This is a genomic window from Algoriphagus sp., assembly GCF_030694375.1.
Taxonomy (GTDB): domain Bacteria; phylum Bacteroidota; class Bacteroidia; order Cytophagales; family Cyclobacteriaceae; genus Algoriphagus.
This window is the reverse complement of sequence record NZ_JAUXYL010000049.1, coordinates 57,703-70,466: the sequence shown is the minus strand read 5'-3', so window position 1 is coordinate 70,466 and position 12,764 is coordinate 57,703. Positions and strand designations below refer to the sequence as shown.

Genomic DNA, 12,764 nt, shown 5'->3' with positions numbered 1-12,764 from the left:
GGGAGATTTTGAGATCAATCCCTTTGCGATCTCTTAATTAACCTCCGCGTCCTCCGCGGTTAAAAATCAATACGTAGGCATATAGCTATGCACCACTGCCTCAGCAGCCGTTCTTCCTGATGTCATCGCTGCATTGATCGAGCCATTCAGCAAATAATCTCCCGCCAGGTAAACATGATCAGTGATCTTGCACTCAGTCATCGGAATAGAATACCTCAAGTCCTCCAGACTTGGCAAGGCGTAGGGTATTGTATAAGCTTTTACAAATTTGAAATACTCCCCTTTAATTCCCGAAATCGCTTCCAGTTCTGCCTGCACCGCCTTAATCAGATCCTTTTCACCCATATCTGACTCCAAAACAGAAACAGATAGCAAAGCTTTGCCATTAGTTGAATAGGCTTTGGAAACATCATCCATGAAGACAATATTATTCACCAGCTGATCTCCGGGAAGCAGTCCGATCATCGGACGGGCAAAGAAGGATTTATGTAATGAAAAGTAGAGGTTGGTCACCTGGTGTGCAGGTGCAAATTGCCCTTGAAGCTGCTTCATCACCTTGTCAGGTTGTACCGCAATGATGATCCGATCAGCTTCCAAGGTTTCCCCATTCCTCAAATGAATGGTTTTTCCTTCTACCTTTTCCACAGGCGAATTAAAGTAAAGCTGAGTGGTACTCAATTGACGACGAATCATGGCTGGAATTTCTCCCATCCCTTTTTCAGGGACTGCAGCCTGTCCTAAGGCAAACATCTTAAAAATAAACTCAAACATCCTTGAGGGGGTATTCAGGTGCTTTTCGAGAAATATGCCACGGAAAAAGGGTTTAAAAAAATTGTTGATGATCTGATCCGAAAACCCATAGTCCTTTAAATATTGATGCGTAGGAAGCGAGGGTTCTTTGAAAATAGCCTCATTGCTTTTCTTTTTCAGTTCCTGTGTCAAAGTGAACATTTTCACTTTATCGAGAAAAGTCCCCACTTTCGAAAAAGCCATTCCAACTATTTTTAGGGGATTTCGCATCGGATCGGTGATGATGTAGGAATCTTTCCCCTCAAAAATTACTGCTCCTGGATCAAAAGTCTTCAGATTCAAGGCCTGAAAATCCAGGTATTTTTTTGCTTCGGGATACGCCGTATTCAATACCTGAAAACCATGGTCAAGTAAAAAACCGTCTACTTCATCGGTTTTCATACGGCCCCCGATCCGATCAGATGATTCCAGTATAATAGGTGAAAAACCGGATTTTTCAAGTTCCAGAGCTGCTATCAAACCGGACAAACCTGCACCGATGATGTATATTTTTTCTTTTTCCATAATTTTCCCAATTGGGCTAAAATAAAAAGGCTCGGATGCCTGACAAAATAAAACAAACAGTTTGCTTCATTAAGTTAATGAACCGCTAGGCTGGAAAAGAGTTTTTATCCTGAACTCCTTTTGGAAAGTTTTACAGGCGGTTTAAACCACTATTAGAATTTCTTTAAAATCGCAACAAATCCCCTACCATGAAAAATTTCTCTTTACTTCTGGTTTTCTTTTTGTGTTCGACATCGCTTTTTGCTCAAACTTATTTTCCGGGAAAAAATAATTGGGAAAGCAAGAGGCCGGCAGACCTTGGCCTCAATGAAGCCAAAATCACAGCCGCCATTGATTTTGCCAAAACCCACGAAAGTGACCAAAACAAAAACCTGAAAATCGCTCACTACGAAAGTGCCTTTGGGCGCGAACCTGTAGGATATCCCATCGGCCCGATGAAAACCCGAGGCCCAGCTTCGGGCTTAATTATTTACAAAGGCTATGTGGTCGGGCAATGGGGTGAACCGGAGCGAGTGGATTTAACATTCAGCGTTGCGAAAAGCATCCTTTCCACCACCGCAGGTTTGGCAGTGGCAGATGGGTTAATCAAAGATGAAAAAGACTTGGTGTACCCATACATGGCACCGATCTATCCCTTTGACCCGGTTCGGTCCATGATGAAAAAGGCTGATCATCTCTATGAGGATGATGTTTTTGAGCTTTTTGGCACCGAGCACAACCGCAAAATCCGATGGGATGACTTACTTCGGCAAACTTCAGATTGGGAAGGTAGCCTTTGGGGCAAGCCAGACTGGGCAGATCGACCAAGTGGGGAAGCCAATCAGTGGAGGACTCGCGCTAGAAACACACCGGGTTCGGCCTATGAATACAATGACACGAGAGTGAATGTTCTGGCTTTGGCCTTGATGAATATTTGGAGAAAGCCACTTCCTGTGATACTCAAAGAGCGCATCATGGATCCGATCGGCGCATCAGATACCTGGAGATGGACAGGCTATGAAAACTCCTTCGTCATCATTGACGGACAAATCATGCAGTCCGTCAGCGGCGGTTCACACTGGGGAGGCGGTATGATGCTGTCTGCTTGGGATCAGGCAAGGTTTGGTTATTTGACTTTGAGAAACGGCAACTGGAACGGAAAGCAATTGATCCAAGCCTCTTGGATTGAGAAGTCCCGCACACCTACCCCTGCCCAACCCGGGTATGGATTTATGAATTACTTTCTGAACAATGACTTGAAAGAAGTTCCTGCAGCACCAAAAACGGCATTCCTCCATATCGGTGCCGGCACCAACATGATCTATGTCGATCAGGAGAATGACTTGGTGATCGTGGCGAGATGGATTCCAAATGGGGATAAAGCGGAATTGGTGAGGTTGGTTTTGGAAAGTCTGAAGAGGTAAGCAGGGACTTAAAAAAGTTCGACACCCTCCGGGGTCGGGGGTTTGGTCACGTTATTCTATTTTCCACGGGTTTCACCCGCGGTTATTGAGAAGTTTGACCCCTTCTTAGGGGTAGGCAATGTGAGGCTTTAGATAGGTAGGAATATTGACCACGTAGTGCCTGGTCGAACCTCTCAATAGCCCTAGGAGCAACCTAGGGGTCAAAAGAATATCAGTATGGATTGAACAACCCTGAAAGGGTTGAACATTCTAGATATGGAATTACAAATTCCAAAAGATATTAGGGCGAAGTTACAAACCGCCGCCGAGTCAAGCACTTATTCTACACGCAGATGGAAAGGATCGGCTTTGGACCGACATCGAAGACCTGATCCTTGGCTGTCCCAAACACAGTAGAACCGGGATTCAAATCTGTATAGCGAACCCAGATTTGTCCGAGAACGGTTCCTTTTACCCAATGGGTTTTTTCCTCATTCAGGAATAGTTTGACTTCTTTTTCGGTCTGGGCAGTGGCTGAAAGAATAAATGCCATAAAAATCAGTGCTGCCAGGAGAAGGATTAGACCTATTTTTCTCATGATAGATTTTTATTTATTTGGAAAATAGGACCAAAAGGCACTATTTAAAAAGTGCCTTGAAGTCAGATTTATTCGGTGGTGATTTTGCGGCAGGAAAAGTAGCCACGACTGTCAAAGCTTGATTAGCAGTTTTCACACCACTGATCGATTGTTAGATCCTTGATTATCGCAGCGATTTCCCTTGAAATCAGGTTTGGATCAGTTTTCTCGATGCCAACTTATGATCCGATACCGGCTTGTGGTTTTCCAGGCCAATGATCCTGACTTGTCCCCCATTTTCTTCATACTCGTGCTGGAAATGATGCAGGTTTTCCATCACCGAGTGGTCGACAAGTTTGGTGTTTTTCAGATCGATAGTCACATTGAATCCGGCAGGAATTTCTTCCAGTTTTCGTTTGATTCCCAGAAAATTTGAGAAAATGGCTGCCTTATCGATTTCCACCAGGTATTCATTCTTATTAAAAGAAACCACCGTTGGGGCCTTGAAGAAAGAATTGATAGGCGTACCATTAATGAGGTGAAGGAACATTTTCAAGGCGATTCCAGCTCCAATTCCAATTAATAAATCTTCGAAAATGGTGAAGACTATGGTCACTAAAAATATTGCCAATTGCTCTTTTCCGATTTTAAAGGTGTTGACAAATTCCTTCGGATGGGCCAGCTTAATACCTACAGTAATCAACATTGCCGCCAAGGCAGCGTTGGGAATCAACTCAATCACAGGAGTAGCAACCAATACGAAAACAAGGATAAAAAATCCATGGAAGAAGTTAGCCCATCGGGTTTTTGCCCCATTAGTCACATTGGCGGAGCTACGGGCCACTTCCGAGATCATCGGCAAGCCACCCAATAGTGCGCTCACTGTATTTCCCAAACCTACTGCAATCAAATCTTTGTCGTTGTTTGATTTCCGCTTGAAAGGATCGGAGAGATCAATTGCTTTTACAGTCAGCAGCGATTCTATAGTTCCGACCAAGGCAAACATAATGACATACTTAATAAACGTACCCGTTTGGGCAATCCCCGAAAAGTCCGCATTGTACTTTACGTTTTCCACCAGATTCCCGATATGAAGCAAGGCATAGGGTGGTTCGGTGTGTGCAAAATCCATCGCCAATTCTGAGGGAATGGCAACGATTAACACCATTAATGGAGCAGGGATTTTTCCTAATTTAAAATCCTTCAAATAGGGCCATCCCAGCATGATGGCCAAGCTGTACACGCCGATCATCGTGGCTCTCGGGTCAAAATTTGCAAAGAAGGTCGGAATCGATTTGATCATCCCCACAATACTCATCCCCTTATAAAGTTCTGGATTGACGTCCAATAAAACAGGGATTTGCTTTACAATGATGATAATTCCAATCGCCGCTAGCATCCCGTGTATGGCGGAAAGGGGGAATATATCGGCCAATTTTCCGAGTTTAAATACACCGAATAGAATTTGAACCAGGCCAGCCACCACCATGGCTCCGAGGGCTAGTTTCCAACCTGTATCTCCGCCGCCGAATTCTGCAACAGATCCGGCCACTACCACGATCAACCCTGCCGCAGGACCTTTGATAGTCAATCGTGAACCTGAAATCAAACTGACCAGTATGCCCCCAATTATGGCAGTCACCAAGCCCATTATCGGAGGAAAATCAGAAGCTTTGGCGATGCCCAAACTTAAGGGCATTGCCAAAAGAAATACTACAAATCCTGCACTGGCATCTGCTCCGAAGTTTTCAACCAGACCTTTCCAGCCGTCACTTGGTAGTTGAAGTTTTGTTTCGCTCTTCATTTAATATGATATTTTATGAGGAAATTCCTCTTGAATGAATGATTAGAATGAAGTTTTTATTTGCGTTTTATTCGCAAGTTTTTTGATAGAACTAAACTTCCAAAAAGATAAAATTCCAGGCTTTGCCGGTTCCTTTTTGTTACCGGCTAGTTTTGCTCCAAGAAACAAGCGCGCAAAGATTCTCACAGAAGCTATACCTTCCATGACAAAGGCCAGCGCTGCAAGAAATGCCAAAAGGTATTGATCTTGATGGATATGGCTGAAGAGCAAATCCTCACCTATAAACGTGGGCGAAAGTGGAAATCCCATCAGTCCAAGTGAGCTGATCAAAAAACCAAAAGCCAACATCGGGTGCCGACTCACATAGCCTTGGTATTCAAATAATCCCTTCTGCCCGAGGGAATTTTTCATCCGTGAAATAATCAGAAGACCTGAAAACCCAAAAACAAGAACACCACTGAGGTACATGGCAATTTCTTCAGCGGAGAATTTTTCATTTTCTGCAATTGCCAAGACCATCCAGAAATGGTTCATTATCAACAATGTCCAGCTCAACCTTGCGGATTTTCGTTCGGAAAATGACTTGAGAACCATCAGCAGGGCTATAAATGCAAAGAGCGGCGGTAGCAGTCTGTGCACCTCCTGAGGGATTTTATATCCAATAAGCAACAGTCCCATTCCGATCAAATAGCTTGGCACAAAATAAAACAGGACAGTTCGATAGCTTAAGAAGTCAAGTCTATGACCTAGTCTCTTCAATGGATTGAAAATAAGCCGATTGATCAGTCGATCAAGATTCCATTCTTTTAGACTCCAGATATAAAATGAGATCTGAAGTTTATTCCAAATGCCGGTTTTATTATGGAATTGCCTTGGCACGAAGCCATAAAACTGCTCTCGAATCAAGTAGCTGACTATTGAGGGAGAAACCAAAAGCTGGTAGGTTCTTAAGAAAGCATTTCCGGCAAAATGGATCAATACGAGCACTTCCAAGCCAGCGGCAACCTCAATAAACATGATTCCGATTTGAGTCAGAGAAGCATAACCTATTTGGGTTTTGACAGAAGTCTGAACACGGGCGATCATTGTGGAAAAGACTGCCGTCATAAGGCCAATTAATCCGATCAGAACTCGCACAATAAGTTGATTTTCCCAAAAAGGAAATGTCCTGAGCAGAAGAAATACACCCAAGTGAACAGACAGCGATCCATAGAAAATCGCCGAAGAAGGAGTCGGGCCCTCCATTGCTCGAGGCAACCAAGAGGAAAATGGAAATTGGGCAGATTTGGCAGCAGCGGCCAAAAGCAACATCAATGCAATGAACAAACCGATTCCTGAGTGACCTGCCAAATGTTCCGATACTAATTCGGAATTATTTAGCTTAAGAAAGGTGATGTTTTCATGCCAAAGATGATGACTGGCCCACATCGCCAAAATCAACCCGACGTCTCCGATCCGATAAATAGAAAAAACTTTGATTGCATTTTTTGTCGGTAGGTAATTCTCCCGATAAAAGGCAATCAACAGGAAAGAAGATAAACCCAAGATCTCCCAACCTATGAATAAGGTTTCGAAATTTCCTGCCAAAACAGTGATATTGAAACCTAGGTAAAAGAACAAAACAGTGTTGAAAAACCGTTTGTAGCCACTTTCCCTATGAAGGTAATAGCGACTGTAGAAAGTGATCAAAAAGGTTAACAATGCGCCTATAACCACATACACGGCGCCGAACCGGTCAAAGAAAAAGTCTACCAAAAACTCAAAGTGGTCGTTTCGATATAGGACAAATTCCTTGAGATTAAGCGCCTGAAATCCCTGAATACTCCAGAACACCAAGAAAACCAGGACACTCATCAAGTTAAACCCTGCCGTGAAAAAGGCTACTCTGGAGAGCAGTTTTTCCTTATACTCCGGCACCATAAGGCTCACCAAAAAGCCAACGAGAGGTATCCCAATCATTAACTGAATCCAATTTTGAAGTACCATCAAAGTGAGTCAATAAGGTAAACGGGAAGATTTTCTTTGCTACTCAACAGCTTGTCCTGCAAGTGATCAAGGTGCTCGATTTTGGACTCGGGCTGGTAGGGCTCAAATCCCTCATCTCTATACCGCAGAAATGTGCCTGTAAATGGATCGATGACTACTAAATGGATCCAATAATTCTTTACCCATTCATAGGTTGTGGGATTAGCCTGAAGCACCTTCATCACTACCTCGGGGTCTTGCTCAACAATCATCAACAAGCGAATCGGGTCATGAATTTCGACCATTTGGTATGGCAATCCTGTTCTCAAATCACCGTCAGCACCATTGGCTACGCCGATCAATCCCATAACATTGTGGGGTAGTTTGGTGCCAGCCCCAAGCTTATCCGGATCCATTCGGGAGAAATAATATTCCAGATTGATTCCCCCACACACCGGTGCTGCTGCACCGAGAATTTTGGTCAAGGCTTTTCCTTCGGGATCTTTTCGGTAATCGTATGAATTCAAAAAAGCTCTTCGATCAAAAAACAGACCTTTGATCGTTGATTTTCGGGAGATGATACAAAGCGCATTTGTCGCGTGATTGTACTCCGGTCGGGGTTCGAAAAGGGAAAAGGCACGTTTTTTAATCTCCTCATGCAATCTTCCAATCGACTTGTTGGGTTTTAACGTATCGAATCTCCTTGACCGTTCCAAGGCATTAAATTCCAAGGCCTTACCAAACTTCCCCTTATTTCCTTGATGAAGTTGAGTATTGAATGCTGAAAGTAAATACTCATCAAAATAGGCGATTTCATCTTTGGTGGTATCGTGCAATCCACCTAAAAACTGGGTGGAAACAGGGATTTCAATCCCTCTAGTGAGGAGCTGCTCCCTGACCATAGGATGATTTGCCATGGCTGCGGCCACTCGGGCATTCACAGATCCTGGACGACCACAGCATGCACCACAGTCATATCCGGCATAGTGGGTGTTATTTATACTGGATGCGCCATGCCCAATCAAATAAACAAGAGGAGAAAACCCATCGATAAGTCCAATGCTCCGCAGAAGACCTTCGACTCGATCAGTCATTTCCTCTACCTTGAAGCCGACCTGAAGCCCCTCTTCCATTTGCCCCTTGTATTCAATCGACAGGGTACCGGAAGGATCCATGTGTTTAAAGGAAGACACCTCAAGTGCTGAACTGGAAGGTTTTAAGATATTACCCACCAATTTCACTGCGGATAAAAATCCGAGAGTCTGAGCACTAACCCAGCCACGGACCAGTGAGTGGCTTTTTTGGTTGAAATGTGGATCTCGAACCAGTATTTTATGGCTGGCTATTTCCTTAATCAGAAACTTCGGGGTGACAGGAGCCGGGCAGGATTTGGTATGAAACTTCCCAAACTCTGGCTGAAAGTAGAATTCCACATTGAAAAATCCGGGGGTACCATATGTCGCACATTCAGGATCGATGTATTCCAAATGTCGTCGAGTGGAGCATTCCCGGTCATCAATGCAAAATAAAGCCTGAAAACTGGGTATTCCAGATGCTTTTGACTGAGGTCTAACTGCCGAGATACCTGCCAAAACCTCATCATAATAGCTCCATTCGTAGGCTTCTTGCCAACATTGAAGAACTAGGTCTAATTCATTAAAAGGATTGTTTTCAAACAGATCCTTGGTTTTAAAAGGAAATCTATGACCGATTGGGATCCAATTTTCTCCAAACTTTTGATCCAGTGCATCGATCTCCAGCAGGCATTCAAATTTGATCACATCCTCAAGGCATATTTTTTTGGAATCCAAAAGAGATTCAGGTTGGGACTCCAAAACTGACACCATACCCGACCACCCTGCATGCGCAAATTGTTGATCAAATAAATACCAACCGTAGGATTGAGGATCACCAACCAGAATATCAAGGAGTTTCTCCAAATTTAATTGAGGATCAAAAAGTAAATCCAAAGCTCTTTTACTCTTAATAATCGAGGAAAAACTTTGGGTTTGGATGACTTTGATCGCATCCAAAAACCCCTTGGCTTCGACCGGAAATGACCAAATCGAAATCCCCTGATCAAGGTAAGCTGCCAAGATTCTAAAGAGAAAAGGATGTGTGACCTTATCCAGATTAAAATGATAATCAGATTTCCAGTGGTTCCTCAATAAACCAACCTTTGCGTCAGAAACCTCCTGATAATCTTGATCGAGTAGTTTGACAGCCCAGTCATTGGCCGCTGCTAAACCAAAATGATCCTCAAGCAGATTTTTTAATAGTTGACCTTTGATTTTACCGGATCGAAATAGATCACGGTAGGCTTCCAAGGGCAAATAGCCTTGGTATCCCAATTGTGTTTTGGCTTGCTTTAACCCTTGATGAAAAGGCAGGTGCTGAAAAGCATGTAGCGTATTATGATGGACAAAGTCCTTGAGTGGAGCCTGTGCAGGAAGGAAATGCCGCAACTCATGCAGAATTTCGCCCAAGCCAAAGGCATGATGCTTCAAATGTGAATTCATGAATTTAAGTATTGAGTTGGAGATCAGGCAGTGTCCAACAGACCAAAAGTCTGCGACAACAGTAATCAAAGCCTATCGGCTAAAAATCAACTCAAATGGGTCTTCCAGGATTGGAAGATATCGTAAAGATGCAGGTCACCCTGAATGGGTTTATTCCCGAAAATAGTATTTGAAAGCAATCGAGGCTCCCGCTCAAAAGAATCTTGAAAGAGCAAAGCCAAGATATCTGCTATACTTTCACTTTTATCTTCTGTTTTCTCCTCCTCGGCTTCTATAAAGCCATTTTCATTTGCAAAAGCAGGAATTAAAAACTCGTGGAGTTCTTGATCAGAACTTAGATCTAAGGTAGTGATCCTGTCTCCAGAAAAATCATTCAGTAAAATCCCAACTGCCTGACTTTGGACAGCCAAGGTCAAGCGTAAGGATAGAAGGAGAAGATTAAGAAGAGAAATCATTTTTTTCTAAAAACATTGAAAGGTACACTTTTTTAATATCAAGCAATAGATCTTTACTATTTTTAACGATTACGCAAGAAAAAGACGTTATTATTTAAATATCAGTCGATTGTGCAATGCATACTCCGATTCCTAAGCTATTCCAATCACTTACAATCCCATCACAATTTTGATCCTCTGCCAATTATCAAAAAGGATTTAGATTAAATTTTTTGATGGTAAGCTGAAAATAGAAGACAGATAAATCCGATTGTTTTTCCTGATAAAAAGACTTAGTAAGCATCCTCTGAGGGCTCTCAAATGAGGGCGGAAAGAAAAAAACCCAGGCTGATTAGGCCGGGGCTAGGGGTGATTGAAACAACTTTTCTCTATTCCTTTTAAATATTTTACCAATTGATTTATTGGACTTCGATACAGAAAGGAAAACTGTACTGAATTTTTTAACTAGCGTATAACTTCCTAGAATTTAAATTGATTGAATATATAAAGTGAAAGATTACAACAAAATCTGATTCAGTTTCCCTTTTAAAATCAACTGTTAAAACAATAATTATGACCTGTTTTGGTTGGTATCAAAGAAGGACAAAACTGACTTTAATCTGATTTAGCGAAAGATGAAATCTTTTTTTTTCAAAACCCAAGATTCCCTACTAAGTGTAGTAATTAGTAAATAAAATGAAGTTGACCTCTCTTGCCTCAATTAGTCTTGCCTGTTGCAAAAAAGTTATGAATAGAGAATGTGGCAATTTAGAGTCACGTGAAAAGAACAAAAACAAGACTCCAGGCCTGATCGAGGTCTGAATGGAAAAACAATTGTTGATTTTTTATTTTAAGTTGAAAGATTCAGGCCTTAGCAACAGCCATTTTCCAATTCATTTTTTTACTTAAAAAAGTATCTACCTGTCTTGATTTGACTCCAAGTCTATTAAAATAAAAACTAACTTTAATCCATCATTTTGACCGAATATGAAGCGATTAGGTATTTTTATTTTTTATGAAGTCGAAGTTTTGGATTTTGCAGGACCATTTGAGGTTTTTTCTGTGGGTTCACAGCTGTCAGATTATTCCCTCCTGAAGGTTTTCACTTTTGGAGCAGATGATTCGCTAATCCGAACAAAAAACGGACTTCAGGTTAAACCTGATTTCGGGATTTCCGAACTATTGAATTTGGATTTTTTAGTACTTCCGGGAGGAGATGGAAGCAAAAAAGTGATACAAGATTCCGACTTATTGTTTGAGCTTGAATCACTAATCCAAAATTCCAGATGGACAATGAGCGTGTGTTCCGGTTCCAGAATTTTGGCAAAGACGGGTTTTTTGAAGGGAAAACCTTACTGCACCCACCATGAGGTTTTTGAAAGCATGAAAGAGATTGTTCCTGACGGAATACCTAAACCAGAGCTCAGGTTCGTCCAAAGTAATGATAAGATTTGGACAGCAGCCGGCATATCTGCCGGAATAGACTTGTCCTTGTACTTATTGGAGAAAACTTTTGGTGAAGAATTGGCTTTGAAAACCGCCAAGTATATGGAATATCAACCTTATTTGGATTCAAAATGATCGCAAAAACCCCAAATCCACCTTATTACGCCGTAATCTTCTCCAATCTGAGAACTGAAGTCGGCGAAGGCTATGAAGAAATGGCGGCAGAAATGGTTCGCCTAGCAGAACTGCAGCCCGGGTATCTTGGGCATGAAAGTGTCCGTGACGGGCTGGGAATTACAGTCAGTTATTGGGCAAATCTAGACTCTATAAAAAACTGGAAAGCCAATACAGACCATTTAATAGCTCAAAAATTCGGTCGTGAAAAATGGTATTCAGCCTACAAGACCCGCATTGCATTGGTGGAGCGGGATTATGAATTTGGGATTTGATTTAGGCAGTTATGCCTGCTACAGTTCGCTTTTTTTTACCGCAAAGGAAAAAAGAGATAATTTAATCTAGCCTCAATAGGTTTAATCCAGTCGCTTTCGCTCTAATTGAGTTCGAAAAGAGTTCAATTTCAATCCTCAGTTTTTCAAAAAATCTGCGTTCATCAGCGGCTTTTTCTGCATCAGTCTGCGGGAAATTTTTCAAGGAAGAAAGAATTCAAATTCCATTTTTCTCTATTCTCTTCTGTGGAAAAAACCCTTGCATGCTCAGAACCTATGGTAAAAAAAATTAGAATCAAAGAGCCCGATTCTCAACCCTAGAACTATTTTTCTTTTTCTTTCAATAGTAATAAGGAATTCTACTCCTTCTTAAGCTCAGTAGCCAGCATTTTGACCCGGTCTTTGATATTCATTTGGGAGACATCCAAGTCATCCGAAGTAGCTTTCAGAAAGTCCTTCACCGCTCCGGTATGATCGGTTGATTTACCTTCTGCCAATGTTACATATCGCATAGTTGACCAAAGTATTGTTTTCAATTGTGTTTTGGAATCATCTGTCATGTAATATTCCACCACGATTGTATTGTGATTATGCCAAAGAATCCGACTCATGATCCGCACCCACTCTCCCACCATAGCAGGTTTAACATAGCTGATGTTGTGATTGTAGACAACCCAAGCAGCCTTGTATGTTTTGATCAGATCGATGATCTCCAAACCATACAGCTTTGGAACCTGATCTTCCCTAGCGTTGAAGAAATAGTCAAAATACTTCGCGTTGTTGAGGTGACGAAGCGGGTCACAATCCTGAAATCGAATGACCACTCGACTTTCAGTTTCAGTTGGATAATGTTTCTCTGGATTGTAGTCAAACATGG

10 protein-coding genes are annotated in these 12,764 nt (G+C 42.1%); 3 read left to right on the top strand and 7 right to left on the bottom strand.

Annotation, left to right across the window (positions count from 1 at the left end):
• Positions 1-66: 66 nt before the first annotated feature.
• Entirely contained in the window at positions 67-1,314 is a 1,248-nt protein-coding gene (locus tag Q8M62_RS20475) for an NAD(P)/FAD-dependent oxidoreductase (protein ID WP_304901833.1), read from the bottom strand.
• Between the two features lie 188 nt (positions 1,315-1,502).
• Here Q8M62_RS20475 and Q8M62_RS20470 point away from each other — a divergent pair, with 188 nt between their 5' ends.
• Positions 1,503-2,717, top strand: a complete 1,215-nt coding sequence (locus tag Q8M62_RS20470; RefSeq protein ID WP_304901832.1) for a serine hydrolase — start codon at positions 1,503-1,505, stop codon at positions 2,715-2,717.
• Positions 2,718-3,039: 322 nt separating this feature from the next.
• Here Q8M62_RS20470 and Q8M62_RS20465 read toward each other — a convergent pair whose 3' ends face one another.
• The 5 genes from Q8M62_RS20465 to Q8M62_RS20445 form a co-directional block, all read right to left on the bottom strand.
• Complete coding sequence (locus Q8M62_RS20465; protein ID WP_304901831.1) at positions 3,040-3,294, bottom strand: hypothetical protein; 255 nt, start codon at positions 3,292-3,294, stop codon at positions 3,040-3,042.
• 187 nt (positions 3,295-3,481) lie between these two features.
• On the bottom strand, positions 3,482-5,077 hold the full coding sequence (locus Q8M62_RS20460; RefSeq protein ID WP_304901830.1) for a SulP family inorganic anion transporter: 1,596 nt from the start codon (positions 5,075-5,077) through the stop codon (positions 3,482-3,484).
• 42 nt (positions 5,078-5,119) lie between these two features.
• A complete protein-coding gene (locus Q8M62_RS20455) occupies positions 5,120-7,036 on the bottom strand; it encodes a proton-conducting transporter membrane subunit (protein ID WP_304901829.1) in 1,917 nt (638 codons plus the stop codon).
• Between the two features lie 26 nt (positions 7,037-7,062).
• On the bottom strand, positions 7,063-9,561 hold the full coding sequence (locus Q8M62_RS20450) for a YbcC family protein (protein ID WP_304901828.1): 2,499 nt from the start codon (positions 9,559-9,561) through the stop codon (positions 7,063-7,065).
• Between the two features lie 86 nt (positions 9,562-9,647).
• The gene (locus Q8M62_RS20445; RefSeq protein WP_304901827.1) at positions 9,648-10,016 is read right to left on the bottom strand and encodes a hypothetical protein; all 369 of its coding nucleotides are present in this window, start codon (positions 10,014-10,016) and stop codon (positions 9,648-9,650) included.
• 966 nt (positions 10,017-10,982) lie between these two features.
• On the opposite strand from Q8M62_RS20445, the gene Q8M62_RS20440 reads away from it, so the two are divergent.
• Positions 10,983-11,576 carry a DJ-1/PfpI family protein gene (locus Q8M62_RS20440; RefSeq protein ID WP_304901826.1) on the top strand — a complete coding sequence of 198 codons (594 nt, stop codon included), beginning with the start codon at positions 10,983-10,985 and terminating at the stop codon, positions 11,574-11,576.
• On the top strand, positions 11,573-11,890 hold the full coding sequence (locus Q8M62_RS20435) for an antibiotic biosynthesis monooxygenase (protein ID WP_304901825.1): 318 nt from the start codon (positions 11,573-11,575) through the stop codon (positions 11,888-11,890). Before Q8M62_RS20440 ends, Q8M62_RS20435 begins: the two co-directional genes overlap by 4 nt.
• Before the next feature lie 356 nt (positions 11,891-12,246).
• On the opposite strand, the gene Q8M62_RS20430 is transcribed toward Q8M62_RS20435, so the two are convergent.
• Positions 12,247-12,762, bottom strand: a complete 516-nt coding sequence (locus Q8M62_RS20430; RefSeq protein ID WP_092728624.1) for a thioesterase family protein — start codon at positions 12,760-12,762, stop codon at positions 12,247-12,249.
• Positions 12,763-12,764: the final 2 nt, after the last annotated feature.

What these genes read in the sequence shown, in the direction of transcription:
- Q8M62_RS20475 (WP_304901833.1), bottom strand. Translation starts at nt 1,314, where the DNA reads ATGGAAAAAGAAAAAATATACATCATCGGTGCAGGTTTGTCCGGTTTG.
- Q8M62_RS20470 (WP_304901832.1), top strand. Translation starts at nt 1,503, where the DNA reads ATGAAAAATTTCTCTTTACTTCTGGTTTTCTTTTTGTGTTCGACATCG.
- Q8M62_RS20465 (WP_304901831.1), bottom strand. Translation starts at nt 3,294, where the DNA reads ATGAGAAAAATAGGTCTAATCCTTCTCCTGGCAGCACTGATTTTTATG.
- Q8M62_RS20460 (WP_304901830.1), bottom strand. Translation starts at nt 5,077, where the DNA reads ATGAAGAGCGAAACAAAACTTCAACTACCAAGTGACGGCTGGAAAGGT.
- Q8M62_RS20455 (WP_304901829.1), bottom strand. Translation starts at nt 7,036, where the DNA reads ATGATTGGGATACCTCTCGTTGGCTTTTTGGTGAGCCTTATGGTGCCG.
- Q8M62_RS20450 (WP_304901828.1), bottom strand. Translation starts at nt 9,561, where the DNA reads ATGAATTCACATTTGAAGCATCATGCCTTTGGCTTGGGCGAAATTCTG.
- Q8M62_RS20445 (WP_304901827.1), bottom strand. Translation starts at nt 10,016, where the DNA reads ATGATTTCTCTTCTTAATCTTCTCCTTCTATCCTTACGCTTGACCTTG.
- Q8M62_RS20440 (WP_304901826.1), top strand. Translation starts at nt 10,983, where the DNA reads ATGAAGCGATTAGGTATTTTTATTTTTTATGAAGTCGAAGTTTTGGAT.
- Q8M62_RS20435 (WP_304901825.1), top strand. Translation starts at nt 11,573, where the DNA reads ATGATCGCAAAAACCCCAAATCCACCTTATTACGCCGTAATCTTCTCC.
- Q8M62_RS20430 (WP_092728624.1), bottom strand. Translation starts at nt 12,762, where the DNA reads ATGTTTGACTACAATCCAGAGAAACATTATCCAACTGAAACTGAAAGT.